The 22,949-nt window shown below is 61.0% G+C and carries 17 protein-coding genes and 1 pseudogene; 1 reads left to right on the top strand and 17 read right to left on the bottom strand.

From position 1 onward, the window contains the following. From U5A08_RS15710 to U5A08_RS15640, 15 genes and pseudogenes are all read right to left on the bottom strand, one after another. Nucleotides 1-2,763, bottom strand: coding sequence for a malto-oligosyltrehalose synthase (locus U5A08_RS15710; RefSeq protein ID WP_321847360.1), 2,763 nt, complete (start codon nt 2,761-2,763; stop codon nt 1-3). Then, nucleotides 2,760-4,844: a 4-alpha-glucanotransferase gene (malQ, locus tag U5A08_RS15705; protein WP_321847359.1), complete on the bottom strand. Its 2,085-nt coding sequence runs from the start codon at nt 4,842-4,844 to the stop codon at nt 2,760-2,762. The genes U5A08_RS15710 and malQ overlap by 4 nt, the downstream gene beginning before the upstream one ends. Beyond that, complete coding sequence (gene treZ, locus U5A08_RS15700; RefSeq protein WP_321847358.1) at nt 4,841-6,586, bottom strand: malto-oligosyltrehalose trehalohydrolase; 1,746 nt, start codon at nt 6,584-6,586, stop codon at nt 4,841-4,843. The genes malQ and treZ overlap by 4 nt, the downstream gene beginning before the upstream one ends. A gap of 19 nt (nt 6,587-6,605) precedes the next feature. Next, entirely contained in the window at nt 6,606-8,162 is a 1,557-nt protein-coding gene (gene glgA, locus U5A08_RS15695; RefSeq protein ID WP_321847357.1) for a glycogen synthase GlgA, read from the bottom strand. Nucleotides 8,163-8,655: 493 nt separating this feature from the next. Beyond that, nucleotides 8,656-9,609, bottom strand: a complete 954-nt coding sequence (locus U5A08_RS15690) for a D-2-hydroxyacid dehydrogenase family protein (RefSeq protein WP_321847356.1) — start codon at nt 9,607-9,609, stop codon at nt 8,656-8,658. A 49-nt stretch (nt 9,610-9,658) separates the two neighbouring features. Next, nucleotides 9,659-10,114, bottom strand: a complete 456-nt coding sequence (locus U5A08_RS15685; protein WP_321847355.1) for a YqaA family protein — start codon at nt 10,112-10,114, stop codon at nt 9,659-9,661. Between the two features lie 3 nt (nt 10,115-10,117). Continuing rightward, nucleotides 10,118-10,564: a DUF411 domain-containing protein gene (locus U5A08_RS15680; RefSeq protein WP_253396207.1), complete on the bottom strand. Its 447-nt coding sequence runs from the start codon at nt 10,562-10,564 to the stop codon at nt 10,118-10,120. Nucleotides 10,565-10,671: 107 nt separating this feature from the next. Then, nucleotides 10,672-11,925 carry a ferredoxin reductase family protein gene (locus U5A08_RS15675; RefSeq protein WP_321847354.1) on the bottom strand — a complete coding sequence of 418 codons (1,254 nt, stop codon included), beginning with the start codon at nt 11,923-11,925 and terminating at the stop codon, nt 10,672-10,674. A gap of 136 nt (nt 11,926-12,061) precedes the next feature. Beyond that, a complete protein-coding gene (locus U5A08_RS15670) occupies nt 12,062-13,387 on the bottom strand; it encodes an MFS transporter (RefSeq protein ID WP_321847353.1) in 1,326 nt (441 codons plus the stop codon). Between the two features lie 82 nt (nt 13,388-13,469). Continuing rightward, nucleotides 13,470-14,663 (bottom strand): L-2-hydroxyglutarate dehydrogenase, encoded by a 1,194-nt coding sequence (gene lhgO / locus U5A08_RS15665; RefSeq protein WP_253396204.1) that lies wholly within the window; start codon nt 14,661-14,663, stop codon nt 13,470-13,472. 112 nt (nt 14,664-14,775) lie between these two features. Then, complete coding sequence (locus U5A08_RS15660) at nt 14,776-15,486, bottom strand: FadR/GntR family transcriptional regulator (protein ID WP_321847352.1); 711 nt, start codon at nt 15,484-15,486, stop codon at nt 14,776-14,778. 152 nt (nt 15,487-15,638) lie between these two features. Further along, nucleotides 15,639-16,100, bottom strand: coding sequence for an SRPBCC family protein (locus tag U5A08_RS15655; protein ID WP_253396201.1), 462 nt, complete (start codon nt 16,098-16,100; stop codon nt 15,639-15,641). A gap of 90 nt (nt 16,101-16,190) precedes the next feature. Next, nucleotides 16,191-16,385, bottom strand: a pseudogene (locus tag U5A08_RS15650) (hypothetical protein); the annotation flags it as partial. Nucleotides 16,386-16,414: 29 nt separating this feature from the next. Beyond that, complete coding sequence (locus U5A08_RS15645; protein WP_321847351.1) at nt 16,415-18,178, bottom strand: M91 family zinc metallopeptidase; 1,764 nt, start codon at nt 18,176-18,178, stop codon at nt 16,415-16,417. A 6-nt stretch (nt 18,179-18,184) separates the two neighbouring features. Further along, nucleotides 18,185-18,319, bottom strand: coding sequence for a hypothetical protein (locus U5A08_RS15640; RefSeq protein ID WP_017846380.1), 135 nt, complete (start codon nt 18,317-18,319; stop codon nt 18,185-18,187). 172 nt (nt 18,320-18,491) lie between these two features. Between U5A08_RS15640 and U5A08_RS15635 the strand changes: the two genes are divergently transcribed. After that, the gene (locus U5A08_RS15635) at nt 18,492-18,686 is read left to right on the top strand and encodes a hypothetical protein (protein ID WP_321847350.1); all 195 of its coding nucleotides are present in this window, start codon (nt 18,492-18,494) and stop codon (nt 18,684-18,686) included. A 14-nt stretch (nt 18,687-18,700) separates the two neighbouring features. Here the strand turns inward: U5A08_RS15635 and U5A08_RS15630 are convergent, their stop codons facing one another. Beyond that, the gene (locus U5A08_RS15630) at nt 18,701-19,081 is read right to left on the bottom strand and encodes a fe2+ zn2+ uptake regulation protein (RefSeq protein ID WP_253396197.1); all 381 of its coding nucleotides are present in this window, start codon (nt 19,079-19,081) and stop codon (nt 18,701-18,703) included. 166 nt (nt 19,082-19,247) lie between these two features. Then, a complete protein-coding gene (locus U5A08_RS15625) occupies nt 19,248-22,838 on the bottom strand; it encodes a membrane-targeted effector domain-containing toxin (protein WP_321847349.1) in 3,591 nt (1,196 codons plus the stop codon). Nucleotides 22,839-22,949 lie beyond the last annotated feature (111 nt).

Here is a 22,949-nt window from a genome sequence, read left to right as displayed (position 1 = left end):
TTATTGATCATCAGGATTGATAAAGACATTGACCGGGAAATCCTCCAGCGCAGTACTGATTAACAGCTCCTTGTCTGCTGTGACTGCGCCTGTATGAAAAAGTCCCTTCCAGTTTTCGGTTGGCGCGGCGAACGGTAATTTCACCCGCGTATCGCCCCAAACCCGCGCATTGACCTGGGGATACACACCATTTTCCAGCAGGCGATGGGGCCAGCGTGGCACCACCACCAGTACGCGCATGCCCTGGTGTTCGCGGCAGAACGCAACCACGTGCTCGGCGTGTTGGCCGACCACGTCCAAGGGCGTGTAGCTGCCCCGATGGAACACCTCAGGGTGGGCCTTGCGCAAGGCCAGCACCTGGGCAATCAAGGCTTGTTTGATGCGCCCGTCATGCCAGTTGAACAACAGCTCGCCCATGTCTGGCAGGGTCTCCAGCGCGCGTTGCCGTGCGTTGAAATCCACCGGGCGACGGTTGTCCGGGTCCACCAGGCTGAAGTCCCAGAACTCATCGCCCTGGTACAGGTCCGGCACACCCGGCACGGTGACTCGAAGCAAGGATTGCGCCAGCCCATTGAGTGCGCCGGCGGGGGCAATGGCCTGGGCGACGGCGCTGATGGCCGTGCGCAGTGTGCGGCCTGCGTCGCTGAGCAGCAGGCGCGTGAGAAAGGTTTCCACGCCCTGCTCGTAGGCCTCGTTGGGCGCACTCCAACTGCTCTGCAATTTGGCTTCGCGCAGGGCTTTTTGTTGCCATTGCCAGAGGCGTTGTTGATAGGCCTCGAGTGCCGGCTGGTCATCCAGGTGCAGGTCCAGCGGCCAACTGCCGAGCAGGGCCTGATAGAGGATCAATTCATCGCCCGCCGACGGGCTGGTGGCATCGCTGCGCAACGGTGCGGCTAGCGTGCGCCAATGCTCCACGTGTTCGGCATACCAGGCGGCGCACTCACTCAGCACGGCCAAGCGGGCGCGGCTGTCTTCGCCGCGTTTGTGGTCGTGGGTGGCGGTGGCCAGCAGGTTGTCGGGGAACGCCTGCAAGCGCTGCTGATTGGCCGCGTGAAAATCGGCCAGCGGTGCGCTGAACTGTTCGGTACTGAAGCCCACGTCGTTGCGCGACAGCAACACCGCCGAGCGATAGAACGCGGTGTCTTCCACGGCTTTGGCGGCGGCAGGCGAGGTCAATTGCTGGAAGCGCACGCAGGCATGCTTGAGCAGTTTGCGCTCGCGGCCGATCGGACGATTGCGCCACGGCTGGCCACCCAGCCATTTGTCCAGGTTGTCCAGCACCGGCCAGTCGCCTTCGCTCAAGGTGTTGCGAGCGCCGGCCAGGGCTTGCTGGAAAAACACATCGTCGCGCTCGCTACGGCCAAGGGCGCTGACGTAAGTGCGGTACACCGGGAAATGCACGATCAATTCTTGCAGCGCACGGCGGATCGCGCCGAGCGTCAGGTCACGGCTCATCACGTCGTCGCGGGCCACTTGCAGCAGGGCCTGGGCCACGCTTTCGAAGTCGCCGGCGAGGGAACCGTTGAGGATCTGCTGGCGCGCCAGCCAGGCTTCTTCGATAAAGGCCGACGGCCGTTCGCTGTGGCGTGTCCACAGCTCGGCCAGCGTTTCGAAGCCCTGCGGGTCGTGTTGCAGCAGCGACAGCTGGTTCATGAATTCGTAGCCGGTGGTGCCGTCCACCTTCCAGTCGTGGCGCAGGGTTTCGCCTTCGCCGAGGATTTTTTCGACGAAGATCGGTAAGTGACGTTCGGGCGACAGCGCATCGACCCGACGGCGCAGCTTGCGGCAATACCCGCGTGGGTCGGCCAGCCCGTCGATATGGTCGATGCGCAGGCCATCCACCAGACCTGCGTTGATCAGATCGAAGATCTTGCCGTGGGTGGCTTCGAACACGGCGCTGCGCTCTACGCGCAGGCCGCCCAGTTCGTTGACATCGAAGAAGCGTCGCCAGTTGATATCGTCCGCTGCGGTGCGCCAGCTAGCCAGGCGGTAAGCCTGTTGCTCCAACAGCGCGTGCAGGCGCTGGAAACCTTCGGGTTGGCGTGCGTCGAAGGCGCCCAGGCGGTGTTCGATGGCCTTTCCCACGGCGCTATTAGTGGCGCGTTCGGCCAGGGCTTGTTTGAGCCAGGCGGCTTCGGCGTAGGCGTCGTCCTGGAAGGCGAGGGCGCTGAAGCGGTCGGCGAGCGGTTTGAGCAGGTCATCGGCGCCCAGAATCATCGCGTAATCCCGTGGGCAGATCGGGAAGCGGTGCTCGTAGTGCTCGACGAAAAAACTGCCGTGTGCCGCGTCGAAGTGCAGGGTCAGCGTGCCGGTTTGCAGGGCTTCGCCGTAGTCGCTGCCGAGGAACGGCATGAGCAGTTGGCCCTTGAGCAGCGGGTCGGGCGAGTGCCATTGAATGTCAAAAAATTCACTGTAGGGGCTCAACCGGCCCCATTCCAGCAGGTCGAGCCACCAGGGGTTATCGGCGCCGCCCACGGCCATGTGGTTGGACACGATGTCGAGGATCAGCCCCATGTCGTGCTCGCGCAGAGCGGCCACCAGGCGGCGCAACGCCGCTTCGCCGCCCAGTTCCGGGTTGACGCTGGTCGGGTCGACGACGTCATAGCCATGCATCGAACCTGCGCGGGCGCTGAGCAGCGGTGAGGCATACACATGGCTGATACCCAGCCGCGCGAAATACGGCACCAGGGGCACCGCGTCATCGAGGGTGAAGCCTTTATGGAATTGCAGGCGCTGGGTGGCGCGCAGGGGCAGGGCCTTCATCGGTCACGCTCATGGGCTTGATTGCGCGCCACGGCCAGCAGTTCCAGGCGGCGGGCGGCACCGGCATTGTCGAGCAGGCTCGCCGCCTCACCTGGCAGGCGCCGACGCCAGTTGGGGTGGGTGTCGGTGGTGCCGGGCAGGTTGGCTTGTTCTTCGAGGCCCAAGGCATCTTCCAACGGCAGCAGCACCAGCGGCGCACGGGTGTGGCCCAGGTAGCGCACGCTGGCGTCGATCATGTGGTCGGTTTCATTGCGCACTTCATCGACGAAGTTCTGCGGGTCCTGGCTCAAGGCCTGGCGCAGTGCCTGGCGTTCGCGCAGGCGGTGCTCGCGCCATTGCTCCGTGCCGGGTGCATCAATCAAGCCGAGCTGGACGTTCCAGTCGATGTCGCGGCTGTGCCACCAGCCATTGAGGGTGGGCAAATCGTGGGTGCTGGTGGTGGCCAGGGCGTTGTCCGGCCAGTCGAGGATCGGCTTGAATTGGCCGTCGTGGCCCTGTTCGAACAGCAGCACGCGCATGCCGAGAATCGAGCGGCCGATGAGTTTGTCGCGCAGGCCGTCGGGCACGGTGCCGAGGTCTTCGCCGAGGACGATGGCCTGGTGGCGGTGGGATTCCAGCGCCAGCAGACGCAACAGGTCGTCCACCGGGTAATACAGGTAGGCGCCGTCCTGCGGCGAGGCGTCCATGGGGATCACCCACAGGCGCTGCAGGCCCATCACGTGGTCGATACGCAAGCCGCCAGCATGGGCGAAATTGGCCCGCAGCATTTCGATAAAGGCGCGGAAGCCGTGGCGCTTGAGACCTTCGGGGGCGAAGGCGGAGATGCCCCAGCCTTGGCCGGCGCGGTTGAGGATGTCCGGCGGCGCGCCGACGGTCAGGCCGGCGAGCAATTCATCCTGACGGCTCCAGGCCTGGCTGCCGCCGCCGTCGGCACCGACGGCCAGGTCGGCGATCAGGCCGATACCCATGCCGCTGCCACGGGCGGCTTGTTGCGCGCGTTCCAGGCAGCGTGCGATCAGCCATTGGCCGAAGGCGTAAAAGCCGATGTCGTCGCGGTTTGCTTCGGCGAAGTGTACGAGCGCCGGGCTTTGCGGGCTGCGCCATTCCTCTGGCCAATGGCGCCAGTCGAGGTCTTCCCCGGCAGCGGCACGCACGGCCTGTATGGCTTCGAAACGGCAGTGGTTTTCCAGGGCTTCAGCGCCGGCCTGGCGGAAACTGAGGAAGTCGGCGTGTTGCGGGTGATGACCGTGACGGAAGTCGTCATACAGGGCACGCAACAGGCGTTGTTTGGCCTTGGCTGCGGCGGGCCAGTCGATCAGGGTGTGTTGTTCGAGGGTGTGCAGTTCATCGGCCAAACCGCAGGCCTCGATGGCATTGCGCACTTCGCGCTCACCCAGGATGCAGCCGGGCGATGCGTACAGGCTATTGAGAAACAGCCGGCTCGACGGCGAATACGGGCTGTAGCGCTCGGGGTCGGCGCTGAACATCGCGTGCATCGGGCTGATCGCCAGGGCATCGGCGCCGCGTTCGGCGGCCGAGCGGGCCAGGTGTTCCAGGGCCAGGGTGTCGCCGAACCCGCCATCGCCGAGGCGGCGCAGGGCATACAACTGGGCGCTCAAGCCCCAGGCTCGCGGGGTGTGGCTGTCGACGGCGTCAGCGACGCGGTAGCAGTGGCGGGGCGCCACGGCCAGGGTGAAGGTCTGGCCGGCGATATGCACTTGGTGGTAACCGAGGGCGATCACGCCGGGCAGCACCGCGTCGCGGTCGAGGCGCAATTCCATGACTTCGCCGCCTTCCAGGCTGACCCGGCAGGCGGTGTCGGGCTCGAAGTAGCGCGCCAGGTCCAGGCCTTCGCCGCTGTCGACGGTGAGCAAGGGCGGCAGGTGTTTGTCCTGTTGGACCTGCTCCAGGTCGCGCAGGCTGGCGTTGATCTCGGCATCGTTGTCGGCCGGGTGGCCCAGGCCTTTGAGGACGGCGCGCAGGGCGTCGGGGCTGACACGTTGCGGGCGGCCGTTTGCGTCGATCCAATCGACGGCCAGGCCCGCTCGGCCAGCGAGGATTTCCAGGTTCGCTTCGCTCAAGAGTGCTCTCCAACAGGGGATAGGGTAACGCGTGCGCTGAAGGGCGCCAGGTGCGTGTGGTCATGGGCCGGCGTCTGGAACAGTACGTGCTGCCCAGCGGCGTGAGCCAGGGCCGTGGCACTCAGGTTCAGGTCGATCTGCAACAGGCTGCCATTGCCCAGGCGCCAACGCGCGGTGACGGCGCCGTCTGCCAGCACCTGGGCACCGAGCGCAATGCTGCCGGGTAAATGCGGCACGATATGCGTGTGCCGCAGGTTCAGCAGGTGACGGTAGAACTGGGTGTGCGCGTTCTCGGCGAAAGACGGCGCTGACTGCTCAAAGGTCGACAGCGCGTTGGGGTCGGGAATCCGCGCGCGGCGCTCCGGGTCGTGGAACGCGGCAAAGTCGGCGAATTCATTGCGTCGACCTTCACGTACCGCTTCAGCCAGTTCGCCATGGTGGTCGGTGAAAAACAGAAACGGCTCGCTGGCGTTGACTTCGTCGCCCATGAACAGCAACGGGATCATCGGCGACAACAGCAGCAAGGTGGTCGCTGCCTTGAGTGCCTGGGGCGAACAAAGCTGGTGCAGGCGTTCGCCGAGGGCGCGGTTGCCGATCTGGTCGTGGTTCTGCAAAAACGCGACGAAGGCGGTGGGTGGCAAACCGCTACTGGGTTCGCCGCGCGCATGCCCGTGGCGTGTGGTGTGGCCCTGGTAAATAAAGCCTTCGCCGAGGCAACGTGCGAGTTTGGCGGTAGGCGTTTGGGCAAAGTCGCTGTAGTAGGCATCGGTTTCGCCGGTCAGTAAAACGTGCAGCACGTTGTGGAAGTCGTCGTTCCATTGCGCATCGAAATCGTGCTTCAACAGGCTGGCCTGGTTGAGTTCGTTTTCCAGCACCAGCCATACGTGACGGCCGGTGTCGACCTGTTGGCGCACCCGTTGTGCCAGCTCATGCAGGAAGCCGGGATTGTCGATGGCGTGTACCGCGTCCAGGCGCAGGCCGTCGAAGCGGTAGTCGAGCAGCCACATCAGGGCGTTATCCAGAAAGAAGTTCCGCACTTCACGCCGATCGAAGTCGATGCCGGCGCCCCATGGCGTGTGTACATCTTCCTGGAAGAAGTCTTTGGCGTACTGGCCCAGGTAGTTGCCATCGGGGCCGAAGTGGTTGTAGACCACGTCGAGGATGACCGCGAGCCCGTGTTCATGCGCGCTGTCGATCAGATGCTTGAGTTGTTCGGGACTGCCGTAGGAGGACTGCGGTGCGTAGGGCAGAACGCCGTCATAGCCCCAATTGCGCTCGCCGGGAAATTGCGCCAGGGGCATCAGCTCAATCGCGGTAACGCCCAGCTCGGCCAGGCGCGGCAGGTGTTTTTCGACTTGCGCGTAGCCCCCCAGCGCACCGACATGCAGTTCGTAGATCACGGCTTCATGCCAGGGCCGGCCTTGCCAGTGGTTGTGTCGCCATGCATAGGCGAGCGAGTCGACCACCAGGCTCCAGCCGTGCACGTCCGCGTCCTGGGCCCTGGACGCGGGGTCGGGAACATCCATTTCGCCATCGATGTTGTAGCGATAGCGCGTGCCCGCGGGGCACGTTATCTCCGTCTCGAACCAGCCATCTGCCTGGGGCAGCATGGCTATTGACTTACCATCTTCCAATTCAACGCTGACATAAAACGCGTCTGGCGCCCACAACGCGAAACGCGTGTGTTGCGCGTCCAGCATGATTGCGCCGTGGGGCCAGGTTTCCAGAGTCCGTAACGGCATCTATGAAGACCTCCCTTGATTATTTAGTCGATTTCCCCAAGGCCTTGGCCACCAGTTGTTCATACAGTTCTGCATAGGGTTCGACCGCCTGGCACCAGTTGAATGGCTGGGTCATGGCGCGGCAGCGCATGGCGTTGAGCAGGCCTGGGTAGGCGAACACCTTGAACGCACGGCTCAGGGCTTCGCGGTAGCTGTCCACGCTGGATTCGTTGAACAAGAACCCGGTGACGCCGTCTTCGATGGTGTCCGCCAGGCCGCCGGTGTTGCGCGCGACCGGCAGCGAGCCGAAACGCTGGGCGTACATCTGGCTCAAACCGCATGGTTCATAGCGCGACGGCATCAGCAGAAAGTCACTGCCGGCAAACATGCGACGGGCGTCGGTTTCGTTGAAGCCGATGCGCACACCGACCTGGCCCGGGAAGCGCAGCGCCAGTTCGCGCATGGCGTGTTCTTCTTCCGGCTCGCCACGGCCGATGATCGCGATCTGGCCGCCGTTCTCGACGATAAAACTGGCGACCGCTTCGGTCAGGTCCAGGCCTTTCTGATAGACCAGCCGCGAGACCACGGCGAACAGCGGGCCGCTGGAGTCGTGCAGGCCAAACAGGCTGCGCACGTGAGCGGCGTTGAGCGCCTTGCCTTCCCAGTCGCCGATATTGAAGTTGTGGGTCAGGTGCGTGTCAGTGGAGGCTTCCCAGCTTTCGTCGATACCGTTGGGAATGCCGCTGAGCAGGCCTTGCTGGGTCTTGCTGGCGAGAAAGCCGTCCAGCCCGCAGCCGAATTCCGGGGTGGTGATTTCCTGGGCGTAAGTGGCGCTCACGGTGGTGATGTGACTGGAGTAGGCCATCCCCGCCTTGAGGAACGACATCTTGCCGTAGAACTCCATGCCTTCCTGTTGCAGGGCATGGGGCGGAATACCCAGCTCCGGCGTGGAAGCCAGGCTGACCACGCCCTGATACGCCAGGTTATGGATGGTGAACAGGGTGGGCGTGCGTGACCCACGCCAGTGCATATAGGCAGGCGCCAGGCCGGCGGGCCAGTCGTGGGCATGCACCAGGTCCGGGCACCAGTGGATTTGGGCGAGGTTGGCGGCCATGTCGGCAGCGGCCAGGCCCAGGCGTGCGAAGCGAATATGGTTATCCGGCCAGTCGCGGCCGTTGTTGGCGCCATAGGGCGTACCTTCGCGCTCGTACAGTTCAGGGCAGATCAGTACGTAGATCACCAGGCCGTCCTTGAGGTCCATACGCCCGATCTTGCACGGCGGCAGCGCGGCGTGGCCACCCAGTTCACCGATGATATGGATCGGGTTGTCGCTTTCCATCACCTGCGGGTAACCGGGGATCAGCACACGCACATCGTGCAAGTGCGCCATGGCGCGGGGCAGGGCAGCGGAGACGTCGCCGAGGCCGCCGGTTTTAATCAGGTCGGCAAATTCGGAGGTGACGAACAAGACTTTCTTTCGATTGGGGTTATGACTCGCGATCGGCCGCACAGTGTTGGGCAGATCGACCAACGATGTTGGCCCCCCTGCCGATTTACTAAAACGCTCTCCCTGAGTATCTACTGCGGCACTGATCATAGTTCTCTCCCACATGTTGGTTGGCTGGTGGCCCGCTGCCACTAGCTCCGAAGACCGCTTCCTGCGGCCAGACGCACAAGCGCTATACAAACTGGCAAGGCTTGTGCCAGTTGCACGGTTAGCTGAAATAGATTGGATGGACGGGCATTCGGTCTGAACCGTTTATGCACGCCTAACCCTAAACCTGACCTACGGCAGAGTTCTAAAGTTTCGATTTTTTGCGGGGCTTTTGTTTTGGAACGGACCCATCGGTGATGAGTCTAGGACAAATCCTAAAGACTGTAGGGTTTATGTGGAAATTTTGTAGGACAAAAAACTTGTAACGATATGCGACATTGAAAAGCTGCGCAGGCGCTTGCGGATTAGCGCACTACGACTGTGGCTCGGGAGCGTGCTCACGCTGGGCGCGAAGCGGCCCCGATACAGGGCCGCGATGTAGCCAACGGGAGCAAGCGCCCTCGCCACAGTAGTGCGCGTGCGCCGAGTTGGTGCGTTAGCCGAGCACGCGAATGGGCGTGCCCTCGGCCCAGGCTTGGATATCCTCGATCATCTGCTGATAAAACTGCCGGTAATTCTGCTCGCTCACATACCCGACGTGAGGGGTGGCCAGCACATTCGGCAAATGGCGCAACGGATGTTCCACCGGCAGCGGCTCCTCGGCGTACACATCCAGCGCTGCCCCCGCCAGGCGGCCGTTGCTCAATGCCTGCAGCAGCGCGGGTTCGTCCACAATCGGCCCGCGTGCCGTGTTGACCAGGCGTGCCGTCGGTTTCATCCAGCCCAGCGCCTCGGCATCCACCAGCCCACGGCTACGCTCGCTGAGCACCAGGTGGATGGTGAGAATATCGGCCTGTTCGAACAAGTCGCGCTTGCTGACCCACGTGACCCCGGATTCCGCCGCGCGTTGCGGTGTAAGGTTTTCACTCCAGGCAATCACCCGCATCCCGAACACCTGGGCAAATTGCGCGACCTTCTGGCCGATGCTGCCCAGCCCGAGAATCCCCAGGGTCTGGCCATGCAGGTCGCCGCCCAGGCCCACCTGCCAGTGGCCGGCGCGCAGGGAATTGGCTTCGGCCAGCAGGTTGCGCGTGGACGCCATGATCAACGCCCAGGTCAGCTCCGGCGCCGCGTGTTTATAACTGTCGGTACCGCACACCTGGATACCGAGGGCTTTGGCGGCAGGGAGGTCGATGGCGGCGTTGCGCATGCCGCCGGTCACCAGCAGCTTGAGGTTCGGCAGGCCTTGCAGCAGGGGTTTGTCGAAGGTCGAGCGTTCGCGCATCACGCAGATCACGTCGAAGCCTTTGAGGCGTTCGACCATCGTGGTGGTGTCTGCCGGATACTCATGCAGAAAATGCACCTGGCCGAGCGCCGCCAGGGCTGACCAGTCCACCACATCGCGGGCGACGTTCTGCCAATCATCAATGACTGCGATCTGTAGCGACATTTATGCTTGCCTCTTAAGAAGGTGGATTAGACCGATAAGTGGGGGGCTTTTAGCTCGCCGGGTAAGGGGGGCTGGATACCCATTGCAGGGTCAACGCGACCAGCACGCCATAACGCACGCCCTTGGCCAGGGTCACCAACAGCAAAAAACGCCACAATGGCTCGCGCATCACCCCGGCGATCAAGGTCAGCGGGTCGCCAATGATCGGCAGCCAACTGAGCAATAACGTCCAATGCCCCCAGCGTTCATAGTGGCGGCGCGCCTTGTCGAGTTGCCTGGCGTTGACCGGAAACCAGCGCCGCGCCTTGAAGTGCTCGATCGAGCGCCCCAGCAGCCAATTGACCAGCGAGCCGAGTACATTGCCCAGCGTTGCGATGACCAGCAGCCACCACAGGCTGTAATGCCCGCTGAGCAGCAGGCCCACCAGCACGGCTTCCGACTGCAAGGGCAGGAGGGTGGCGGCGCCGAATGCAGCGAAAAACAGCCCCAGGTAACCCGTCAGCATCGATCAGTGTGCCGGGTAGTCGGCCACCACCACATCTTTGCCGTCGCGGGTCAGGCCGATGACTTGGTAGGCGTCACCATGGCCGTTCATTTCCATGCCGGGCGACCCCATGGGCATGCCCGGCGCGGCGATCCCGAGCAAATCATCGCGCTTGCGCAGCGCCAACACGTGCTCGGCGGGTACGTGGCCTTCGACGAACTTGCCGTCGATCACGGCGGTATGGCACGACCCCAGGCGCGGCGCGACGCCGAGGCGTTGTTTGACCGCGCTCATATCGGCTTCAACGTGGTCATTGACCTTGAAACCGTGGCTTTCCAGATGGCTGATCCATTGCTTGCAGCACCCGCAGTTGGCGTCGCGGTGTACGTCGATGGGGATCAGGTCGGCCGCCTGGGCCAGGCCGGTGGTCAACAGGGCTGAAAGCAGGGCCAGTCGCAATGGGGTTTTCATGGGGCATCTCGCTAGTCAGAGCAGGTCGTCGGATGGGCACTATCATGCCAGTTTATGTGCACCGCCAAACCCCCTTCGGGGGCTGGGTTGATCCGCGTTCGGTTGTTTCAGCGAAACTCGAACCGTTCGCTGTGCAGGTTGGCCGGCGGAATCCGCTGGGCGTTCATCAGTTCGCGGACCTTGACCAGCAAGCCCTTGGGGCCACAGAAGCTGACATGCACCTTGTCGGGGGCGGTCTCGGTCACGGCCTGGCGCAGGGTGTCGGCCAAGCGCTCCAGACCGCCGGCATTACTGACGAATTGCGCACCGCGTAAGCGGGCCATGGTTTGCACCTGCTCGGCAGGCGGGAAGGCGCGCGAGGGCGTGAAGCAATAGACCAGCGTGGCTTTGTCGAAGTCTTTGGCCGCGGGGTCTTGCAGCCAGGAAATAAACGGCGAAATTCCCACGCCGGCACCGATCCAGATCTCCCGCTCGGCCTGGACGACGCGCTTGAAGCGCCCGTAAGGCGCATACAGGTCGGCGCGCATGCCGACCTTGGCGCAGTCTGCCAGGGCGTTGGTGTAATCCCCCAGCCCTCTGATCATGAACGAAATCTGCCCGTTCGCACTGTTTGCGCTGGCGATCGTGAACGGATGCGGCTCGCGCAGTCCTTTGACCTGCATCGCCAGGAACGCGAACTGCCCGGCCTTGAAGTCGAACCCTTTGTGAATCGGCGCCAGCGTCAAGTGCAGGGCGCCGTTGGCGCGGTTGACGGCCGTCACCTGGTATTCGCCGGCACGAGCTACCGAGGGGTAAAGCACCAACTTATAGAAGACCGCGATTACGCCCAGGCCACAGCACACCATCAACCAAACGCCCGATGGGCTGGCCAGGGTGATCGGCGATTTGAAGCTCAGCCAGTGCAGGATCACGATCAGGAACAGCGGGCCAGACAGTTTGTGCCACCAGCGCCAGACGCTGTAAGGGATGTTGCGGTTCAACGCCAACAACACGATCAGGCCCAGCGCCACGTAGCTCAACTGACGGACCAGGCGCGTCCAGTATTTGGGCAGCTCCATGATGGGCACGCTGTTCCACACATCCAGGTTGGCCTTGAACACAAAGTGATACGTGGCAAATACCAGCGCCCAGATGCCCAGCCACTTGTGTACCTCATAGACGCGATCCAGGCCGCCAAACACGCTCTCCACTACCGACCAACGACTGGCCAGAATGCAGGAAGTCGCCATGTACACCAGGGCGGCAGTGCCGAGCAGCAAGCTGAGGGTCGCTGAGGTCAGCCAGGTATCGACCGGGATATCAGCGAGTAACGTCAACGTCGTGATCAGGAAGAGGACGACGAGGCAGTGGCGGGTTTTCAACGGGTACTCCTAGGGTTTCTTCGGGGGTGAGTGAGTGCTCATCTCTCGTTTTTCAGGGTATCCGGTTACGCGAAGGGCGGCCTTGACGTCGGTCATGCGCAGGGGCATGGGCCGACGTCTGGCCGACGTTTCTCGCTCAGTTCTTGAAGGTCGAGTGTTTACGGCCCTGGTCGCACAGGGCAAACACCACCACCAGCAGTGCCGCGATCGCGAGGATAATCACCACGCCACCCGTAGCGTGGGTCGGTGACGCGGCCACCAGGGACAAGGCACCCAGCGGCGCCAGGCCGCCGGCGATAGCAGTGCCGATTTCGCGGCCGGTGCCGAAGCCCGAGGAGCGCGTCTGGGTGGGAAATTGACGGCTTAAGAACGAGCCCTGGGGTGCGAACATCATGGGGGCGAGCAGGCCGGTGCCGACGCCGATAGCAATGTAGATCATCAAGCTTTCGCCGGTATCGAGCAGGGCCAGGAACGGGTAGGCAAACAACAGCGAGCAGACGCCGCCGAGCACCAGTACTTTTTTGCTGCTCCATTTGTCGCACAGCCAGCCGAAGCACGGCACCGCGACGATGGCGATCAGGCTGGCAATGGTCACCGACAGCGACGTGACGTGCACATCGACGCCTTTGAACTGAGTCAGGTAGGCCAGGGAAAACGTCTTGAAGATATAGCTTAAGGCGTTGTAACCAATGGCTACGAAGAACACCACCGCCAACCCCTTGAGGTCATTCTTGAACAGCGCTTTGAGCGGCGAAGGCTTGGCGGCCGCAGCTGTCTGGCTCAACTCCTTGAACTCCGGGGTTTCCGGAATGCTGTTGCGCACCCACAGGCCGACGCCGACCAACGCGATGCTGCAGATGAACGGGATGCGCCAGCCGCCTGCCAGCATGAAGTCGTTGCCGTTGATGGTCAGCAGGTACACGGTCAACGAAGACAGCAGCAGGCCCAGGTTCAGGCCCAGCGCCGGCCAGGCGCCCTGGCTGCCGCGCTTGCCTTCCGATGCGTGCTCGTAGGAAGTGACCGCCGCGCCCGACAACTCGGCCCCGGCGCCCAGCCCCTGGATGATCCGGATAAACACCAGGATGATCGGCGCCCAGATGCCGATGGAGGCATAGCTGGGGATCAGGCCGATCAGCGTGGTACATACGCCCATCATGCAGAAGGTCAATACCAGCACTTGTTTTCGGCCGAACTTGTCGCCCAGGTAGCCGAACAGAATGCCGCCGAACGGCCGAGCGATAAAGCCGATGGCAAAGGTGGAAAAGGCCATGAGCGAGGCGGTTTTCGGGTCGCTGTTATCAAAGAAAATCTTCGAGAACACGATGGCCGCCATGGTGGCGTACAGGTAAAAGTCGTACCACTCCAGCATCGATCCGAAGATCGTGGCGGCGGCGACTTTGCGCAGGCGTTTTTTGCTGTGTGCCGGCGTTTCCGGGGCAGCGGTATGCGGTGTTGCCGTCATTCTGTACTTCCTTCTGAGTCATTATATTTATTGTCAAAGTGACGCTTGTTGCGTTGGTCCGGGTGAGGCCGGGGAAGCGGTATCAGCTGGGTGTGAACATGCGATCGGCGATCATTTCGCCGATGGGAATCGCCGAGGTCGCCGCGGGTGAGGGCGCGTTGCAGACGTGGAGCATGCGGGGCGTCTGGGCGAACAGAAAGTCGTGGACCAGGCTGCCGTCGCGCATCACGGCCTGGGCGCGGATGCCCGCTTCATAGGGCAGTAAATCGTCGAGGTTCAACGACGGGCAGTACTTGCGGCATTGCTCCAGGTAGCCGGACTTGAACAGTGAGTTCTTCATCTCGACGCTGCCCGACCCCAGGTTCTGCCAGAGGGTTTTCCAGAAACCGGGGAAGCTGGCGTACTGCGCCACGTCGCGCCAGTTGATCGAGAACTTGCGGTAGTTCTCCCGGCCCAGGCCCAGCACGGCGTTGGGGCCGACCGTGATGCTGCCGTCGATCATCCGCGTCAGGTGAACGCCGAGGAACGGCAGTTCCGGGTCCGGGATCGGGTAGATCAGGTGGTTGACGAGGTTGTTCTTCGACGCCGGCAGGCGGAAGTACTCGCCGCGAAAGGGAATGATCTGGTGGTCGATCTTGACCCCGGCCATCGTCGCCAGCCGATCCGACTGCAGGCCGGCGCAGACCACCAAGTGCCTGGCTTGCCAGGCTTCGCCGCGGGTGTTGACGGTGACCTTGTCGGTGTCTTCCGAAATCGCGGTGACGGTGCGCTCCAGGCAGATTTCACCGCCTTGTCGGCGAATCACCTGGGCCATGGTTTCGCAGACTTCGCGGTAATCGACAATGCCGGTCGCATCGAGAAACAAGCCGCCCAGACCGATGATGTTGGGCTCGCGCTGGCGCAGTTGGTCGGCGTCCAGGCGTTCGACCTTCAGGTGATTTAACTGCGAACGCGCATAGAGTGCCTCCATCCGCTGCATTTCCAGAGGTGTGGAGGCCACCAGCAACTTGCCGCACACCTCGAACTTGATCCCGTGTTCGCGGCAAAACCGTTTGGTGGCCTCGGCCCCGCGTTTACACAAATCGGCCTTGAGGCTGCCGGGGGCGTAGTAGATGCCGGCGTGAATCACCCCGCTGTTATGCCCGGTCTGGTGCTTGGCCAGCGTGGCTTCTTTTTCCAGGATCACCAGTGAAGCGTTGGGCTGACGTTTGAGCAGCTCCATCGCAGTGGCCAGGCCGACGATGCCACCGCCGATGATGCAGAAGTCATAAATCATGGTTTGGAGTACCTAGGGGCTGCACATTTCAGTCTGCTTATCAGGTTGTCAGACTAATGTTTTTGTTAAAAAAATGGCGTGCCCGAGGCACGCTGCAGAAAGCTTGGATCATTCAGTTCGTGGCAGGCAGCTCAAGTTGCAGGCGTTTGGCCGCTGCGCGCAGGTGCGCTTCAGCATTGGCTGCGGCCGCTTGAGCATCACCATCGGCGATGGCCTGGTAAAGCGCCTGGTGTTCCTGGGTGGCGTCGGCCGAGCCACTGGCAAAACGCGACGCCGAGTTTTCCCAGGCGGTTTTGCGCGCACTGGCCAACTGGCTGCGCAGAAAGTCGTGGAAGGCGACAAAGTAGTCATTCTTGCTGGCTTCGGCGATGGCGCGGTGAAACTCGACATCGGCGAGGGCGGCGGCCTCGAAGTCGGCGCGCTGGTCGTGCATTTCCTGCAGGGCCTTCTGCATGCGTTGCAGGTCGTCGGCATCACGGCGTTGGGCGGCGATTGAGGCGGCCTGGGTTTCGATCCACAGGCGCACTTCGAACATTTGCGCCAGATCTGGACGGCGACCGTTTTTTTCCGGGAAGCGAAACACCGTGCCCGTAGGGGTTTGCGAGATAAATGAGCCCAGGCCGCGCTTGGCCGTCAGCACGCCGTCGGCCTTGAGCTGGGCAATCGCTTCGCGCACCACCGAACGGCTGACGTTCAGTTGTTCAGCCAGTTGCTGTTCGGTGGGCAAACGCGACTCGGGCGCCAATTGGCCAGAATCGATTTCGGCGCGGATGGCGCTGACAACCCGTACAACGAGCGAGTCAGGGCGCTGGAGCTCAAGCATGGGAAAACCTTAGTAGTCAGGTTGTCAGACAATAGAGGTTGCGGTTTTACCTTGTCAAGAGGGTGTCGGATCTGTCTGCTCGTTGAGTCGGTAGGCTTGCAGTCGATACTTCGGCGCAGCGCGGCCGCGCTGAAGCTCGATGGCATGTTGGCTTATTTTACGACGGCGGGGTTTTCCAAGCGCTGCTTGAGCCGGTCCAGCGCGACCGTGGACAGCTCCGCCATGCGCTCGTGCAAGCCGGCGAGTTGCAGTTCGGTTTCATAGGTCAACACGCGCTTGAACAGCGTGCCGTCACGACAGGCCTGCAGGCTGTAGTGAATCGAGCCGTCGACGGCCAGGGAGGTGAACACCGCCTTGAATTCTTCCGGGGGGCGGGCGATCTGTACGCGGTAGCTCATGGGCACCCGCACGCCCAGCAGGTCGATCATCTCGGTAAAGCGCGCGCCGGCGGGGAGTGAGCCGGTGGTGCCGGTGTCGGCGCTGAGGGAGGTGGGGTGCCATTCGTGCCAGCGATCGGGCTGGGTCACATAGTTGTAGACAGCCTCGATAGGGGCTTGGATAAAGCGCTCCTGACTGATCCGCTCCAAACGGACCGACTGCTCGACAGCGCGCATGGAACACCTCCTGTGTGGCGAAACTATGCACCGCAAGCTGTCAGAATAGACCTACTCCCATGCATTGCACGGGAGTGTCTCATTAATTTATCACTGCACCTTGAAGCGGCTCATCAGCGCGATCACCCAGGCATTGGCGTTGAGCAGGCTTTGCGTATTGGTTTCAGTGGCATGGCCGCTTTGCACCCGCTCTTCGACCATATGTCGGATATGGACCATGCTGCGGTTGATCCACTCGGTCACAGCGCTTTGCTGCTCGGCAGCCGTGGTTGAGGTTGTTGATATGGCTGACTGGCCGGCGTGTGAAGCGTGTTCTAGAGACCGTCCCCCTGAGCACTGGTTTCAAATAGGTATTTTTTCCTAAGCGGTTTACCCATTTCTTCGGTCAAACCGTTCTCGGTGAAGGGTTTTGGATTAATGGTGCTTGGTGGCGTGGCGGGGTCGTTATCGAAGTCAAAAGGTTCGTCATCGCTGGGCAGGCCAACGACTTGGTATTCTTGATGCGAGACGACGTCCGATATGCCTGATTCCCGACGTTCGGTACTCTCGCCCGCCAGGAGCGTGCCGGTGGCGCCATTGTAGGCATGCCCGATTTCGTGAAAGAGGGTGGTTACGGGAATCAATGTAAAGGTGCCGTCAGCACTCTCCAGGGTACTTTGGGGGTCAAAAAAAATCTGGGCGCTATTGGCGCCCAAGCCGGCCACGCCATTTTGGATGACTCCCCAATCCGATGGGGGGAGAGCATCTTGTGCCTCAGGTGTCAGCGCGTCCTGATCAGTTCTCCAAAACCGGTATGACGACTCCTCGCCCGAGGCAATTCGTTCGATGGTGACTTTGCCGCCGTTCAGCACGGCGAGTTCATCCATTTTGGCAAGGGTCTGTTGGCCTAGCGGCGAACTGCGCAGGAATTCGAGGTCGTCGGTTACCCGTTGTTTGAACTCCAGGTGCCCGTCTTTCACGATGAACGCCTGCTCGCCGGCGTTGCTGGGTTTCACCTCGGTGAAAGCCGAGCCTTGGGTACGGTCGAAATGATCACTGGCGTTGGCGTAGATACGGTCCTTGCGCTGATTATTCAAAATGGTGTCGTGGCCTTTCCCTGTATAGAAGGTGGTACTGTCACGCCCTATAAGAAGGTCATCGTCATTGCCGCCATGTGAAACCGTATGCCCGCTGCCTGAGACGAGTACATCTTCGTTGTCGCCACCGTCCAGATAACTCTGCTTGGTGGCGGGACCGTCGCCGGCAATGAGCAGATCCATACCCTTATTGCCATACATCACGGCATGGCCGCTTCCCCCAAGGATGGTGTCGTCGCCGTCATTGCCCTCGGCATAGCCGAGACCACTGCCCAGTTGCAGGAAGTCCTTGCCGTTCCCGCCATAGAGTCTGCTCCGGCCTCCGCCTGCCCGGATGTAGTCGTTGCCATCGCCACCTTCAACGTCAACACGAAGCTTGACGTCATCGTCGATTATTACCGTGTCATCGCCCCCTCGGGTTTCGATCCAGAGGTGCTGCTCCGGGCCCTGTTTTTCTTTGATGTCGAAAAAATAGGGCTTGTCGTTGATCAGGATTTGCAGCTTGTCGCCGGGCCAACTGCGTACATGGATACGGTCCGATTGGTTACCGCTTTCCACTAAAAGCCAATTGCTCTTAATCTTCAGCTTTTCGGGGTCCGATGTATCCCAGTCAATGAGTCGACTGATTGTCACCTCGCCGTCAGTGTGCAGCGGGTGTTTTCTGCGGTTACTGCCGTCTGGCGTCAGATCTGATGGGGGATCGTAAGGCGAGGGTTTATCGCGAGGGGCAGGTTGTGGCGTGTGGGTATGAGTGGCTGCGAAATAAACGAGAGGAAATAGCATCGGCGGGGCCTTCACATTCAATGAGGTGAGCATCTGATTGCGCATCAGGGCTGCCCATTCCGTGGTGGGTTGGCTGAATGTGTTCCGCAGGATGGCGAGAAGCTTGGTGCAAAATGTTTCGTGCCGGCGGTGATCGGCGGGCCAAACGCGTCCTTTGAAGGCAGGTGGATAAGTGACGGCTTGAACGGTCTCGCTCTGCGCAGGCAGAGCGAGACGCAAGTGCGATCAGCGGTGGTAGTAACCCGGCCCGCCTCCGTAGTAACGGTGGTCATGCCAGCCACCACCGTGTGGGAAAATGATGCAGCCGCTCATGCTCAGGATGATCAATAAGGGAATCAGCAGTGTGATTCGACGGAACATTTCAAAATCCTCTAGGGTACTCACAAGTTCAATCAGGCGACGGACAAGCCAAAGTTTTTCATCGCCTGTAACATGAGACCCTGCCGACCCGATTCCATCCCCGCAAACGGGTATGTGCTTGGCATGTTCGGCGATACAAAGTGGATACATTCTCAAGGTTCAGGAACCCGTTATGACGCAAAAGCAACGTTTGAAATACTCGATTCTGATCTCCCTGGTCGTGCTGGGGACGATGTTTGGCCTGTCCTATTTGCAGAACACCGGGGTTATCAGCGAAAAAACGTTCCAGTACATCGCCATTGCGGTGGCGGTAATCGTGGTAGTGATCAATGGTGTGATGCGTCGCAAGGTCAAGCCTAACTTCTGATTCAAGTGCGTGAGTCAGGCGCGGCCTTCGAGTACTTTGGCAGCCTCTTCATGGAGGCTGTAGCTTTTATCGGCATTGAGGGTGATCACGCCTTCGCTGCACAGGCGCTTGAGCACCTCGCGCACGCTGAGAAACGACAACGGGATGCCCAGCTCCAGCAAATGACTGTGTACACCGCGTACCCCGAGGGTGCGCTGGTTGCCGGCGGCGGTGAGGAGGGCGTCGATGACCTTCAACCGGATCAGGCTGGTGCGCAAACCAAAACACTTGAGCAAATGGCGGATGCGCTGATTACCGTGCTGTTCAGGTGCGTTGCCGAACGCTTGGGCGCCTCTGCCATAAGCGGCATCGGCGGTCGGTGAATGTCCGTCCTTGGGCAGTTGCGAGTTGTACATGCAAAAAACTCCTTATCAGAGCCTGATCAGGAAAATGATGGCGCTCTTACCTAAATAAGACGAACGAGCGATGCAAATCATGAAGTGCCGGATGTAGAAATTTTGTCGGTATCCGTTTTGTCACATTGCGATCGCCCTGGATAACACCTTCCGGTTTCTGTTCCCGTTACGCGGACCACAGCTCGCCGGCGAAAATCTGCAGGTCGCCAGTCAAGTCATCCGAAGGGGTGAGGGTGCCTGATGGGCCTGGCCGTGGGTCTGCCGAGCGAATGCCGTAGGTACCGCGTCCTGCTCTTTCATACACAGCGATGCCGGTGGCGCCGGTCAATTCGGAAAGGCCTGGAACGTTCTGGGTGGTATTGACATGCTGGCGCCCCACCAGGGCAATCCACTTGTCCGCGCCGGCGTGTTGCTCGATGGTACGGGTGGCGTAGTAGTTGAACTCTTCGAGTCGTTGTTTGGCCTGTTCAGGTGTCTTGATGGCACCGAACAGGTGGCGTTCGTCGTTGTGCCGCGTCAGGTAAAAATGGTCGAGCGGTACGATTTCGATCTGGTTGTCTTCGAATTTCTTCAACAGCTCGCCCAGGGTCGGGCGTTGGTTGGGTGGGCGGTGTGCGTGCCCGATCCGGCCCATGCCATCGTCTTTCCAACGCATGATTTTGTCGTACACCACGCCTTCGACGAATAGCTTTTTTACCTTGTTTTGAACAAACAGATCGACGTTGTCATACAGGGTTCGGAACGTGGCCAAGTTGTTGTGGGATTCGCCAAATACCAGGCCAGGCGCCGTGCTAAATGCATCGGCAATGACATCGGGGGTTCTTTTGGGCGCGGTGATATTCGGGAAAACGGGGCGGGGCGGCTGTCCGTCGGTGGTCATGCGCGTGTAAAAATCGCGCATTTCCTGGGTGAATTTGTCACGGGTTGCCTGCTTTCGGCTGGGGGTGAAGTGGCCCTCACTGGGTCGACCACGAATACTGCTCACGTACTCGGTGTCGGGTAGATGGTCGGTTTTGCGCACCTGTTCGACCGGCTGCCCGGCCGGCGGTTGACTGAGTGGCGGGCGTGACGGTCGGCTCAGCGGGTTGAAGCGATGATCGCGAGCCGATCGCCCCGGTTGTTGGGCGGTGGGCGTGGGCGGCATCAGCGTATGGGTAGGGGTAAACGAGTCGAGGGCGGGACCATAAGGCTGCATCGTATCTGCATCGAAGGCATGCCATTTGCCATGTTGGCGCACGGCAGCGCCTTCCACTGATTGTGTGCCGACCTTGAAGAGACCTGTTGCAGCCGCTTCGTACTGTTGGCTGGCGCTGAGCAGGGCCTGGCTGTTTGCCGCGCCACGCAGTTTGCGGATGCCTTGCGCGCCGGCACTGACGCCACTGGTGACGAGTCTGCCGGCACCCACCGCCAGGTCACCGGTGCCGCTCAACGGGTTGAAGGCATTGAGTGCCGTGACACCGAGGATTTTGCCGCTCTGCGCCAATTTACCCAGGGTTGAGCCCGCGCCCGCCACTGCCTTGCCGAGTCTTGCCGCATTGCCCAGCCCGGCCGTCACAAAGCCAAATATATCAATCGCCAGGTCAATGGCGCCGTCCTTATAGTTGCCGTTGCGCAAGTTCGTGATGGCCGATCTGAGGGGGATCACGTTCAATAGTGCGTTTGTCGCTGAACTGACCCATTCGCGTCGCGCCTCGGCCGGCGTTTCGCCTGCCGCGTATTGCTTGATGGCGGGGTCATCAAACCCCTGCGCCTTGATCAACGCGTCGGCGATATAGTGGGTTCGCTGACTTTGGAAGGTGTTGAAAGTGGCGTACCGGGCTTCCTTTTCTTCGGCGTCGTAGTTATGGAGGGAGCGATGGGGGTGAAACGCTTCGATTTTGTTGACTTCATTCGACACGTATTGGTGGGGGCGGCGGGTCCTGCTCTGATCAACCTTGGAGATGATGCCGGTCGTGGTATCGAACTCGTATGTCTGTTGGCTGTTTTGATATTCGGTGTGTACGAGGACCGTTGGGCTGGTGTGGAAGAGCTTGTCCTGGGTAAAAGGGATCAAGCTGGTTCGGTAATCGTTTTCCTTGAAAAAAGTGATCTTTCCGTAATTTAGGCGTGTTCGGTCTGCCAGTGGCAAGCGGTCAATCGCGCTGATGATCGAGTATTTTTTGACCTGTTTGAGAGTGTCCAGTGCGCGGGTAAACGCCGTGTCGAACGCCTGCGGAATATTGAACGATGGGCTTCGGGTGAATTGCGCAAAAGCCTCAAGATTGATGGTTGCGCGCGCCCCGAAGACTTGCCAATCCTGCACGTTGATTTTGAGCCCCTGCTGGGTGATGTCGAGCATCGAATAGGCTTGGCCGAACCGCGGGGCTTTGGGGTCGTTGGATTTATAATTGATGCGCAACACTCGGTCCTCGAAGTCATCGCGGTCACCGAAGGTGGCTTTCAGCAGATCCAGCGCCATCTGTTTGCGGCTGGGCAGTGTCGAGTCGACGCCTTTGGAAGCCTCGCTCAATTCGTTTTGTTGGGCATTGAAGGCTTCACGGGTGTACTCGATTTCGGCGTTGTCGTATTCCGCATCGTTTTTGGCGTAGAGAAAACCGTTCACCACGCCCCAGTCGATCAAGGCGGCCTTCTGCGCCGATTCACCTACGGGTGCGATTGAGTCGGCGTTACGCATGACCTCGGTAAAATCCATGTGCATTGTCTTGCCGGGTGCCTGCTCTTCAATCGCGGCCACCGCGATGCACAAGTTGGCCCACGCCTGGCTGCCGTACACCACCGTGGCGGGAATATCCTTGACCAGGTATTGCGGCGCCACCCGGGCTAGCAGCAACCGCGCCCCGAGATCAGCGGTAGCGGCGGAGGTTTTGCCGCTGTCGCTCAGGTGTTTGGCCAGCGCGCTAATCACACTTGCCGGCGACATACCCCAAAGGCTGTCGGCCGCGAGGTTGAAGCCCGCTACGGTATTTCTGCCAGGTTGTTCGATGGACTCGGGGTCCAGCCCCAAGTGGATGGCTGTCAGCACATAGTCGTTTGCGCTGGTGTCGGTCGCTATGCCGCCGACTTTGGCTTGTATCGCCAGGCCCAGCGCCTGCGCCTTGGGGGAATCGAGGAGTTTTTCCAGCGCTTTGGCAGGGTCCTGTAACTCGGCGCTGGATAGCGGGTTGCCTTCCAGCAGATACCCCAATGCGCCACGCCGGCTATCGAAAAGAGGCAGCCCTGGCAGTTTCTCAGTGTTGTTGACCACCACGTCGTGCACCACGCGCTGGTTTTCCTCGCTGAGCGGCAATGCCCAACTGAGGCCTCCGCCCAAGTTGCCCAAAGGGTGTGACAACGAATGATTGATCAGCGCGTCGGCCATGTCGAAAAGGTCTTCACGCGTGGCCGGCATATAGGTGCCATGGCTGCTGATGAAGGTCTCAAGGCTGATTTTTTGCTCGTGCGCCAGCGCGGTTTGACGATGAAGCGTCGAGTCGGGATCAACGTCCATCAGGGTTTCTTGCAGTGCGCGCAGCACCGCCTCGCCCGTGGCATCCGGTGCCAGTGAGCGGGCCGCCTGGTTGAGTTGTCGGGCAAGCGTTTGCAGGTTGCGCCTATGCGCCAGTGCGGTTTTGAGCGCCTGGCGGTTGTCACTGCTGTCGACTTCGTGCTGCGCGGGCGGGTCTTCGACCTGGGCAATGCTGTCGGTAGGTAAAGCCGTGGGCAACAGGCGGTAAACCGGCTGTAGGGGTGAGCCGGAAGATAGGGTAACGGACGTCATGATGAGCACCTTCTTTCACACGGAGAGGCAGTCCTTGCCGACAAACGCCTTTGTCTGAAGGCGCTCGTTTGGGTGTTGAAAGCAGGTGTTTGTGTTCCGCTTGCGGGCTCT

The organism is Pseudomonas paraveronii (genome assembly GCF_963681955.1).
GTDB classification, from domain to species: Bacteria; Pseudomonadota; Gammaproteobacteria; order Pseudomonadales; family Pseudomonadaceae; genus Aquipseudomonas; species Aquipseudomonas paraveronii.
This window is presented reverse-complemented; position numbering and strand designations above follow the sequence as displayed.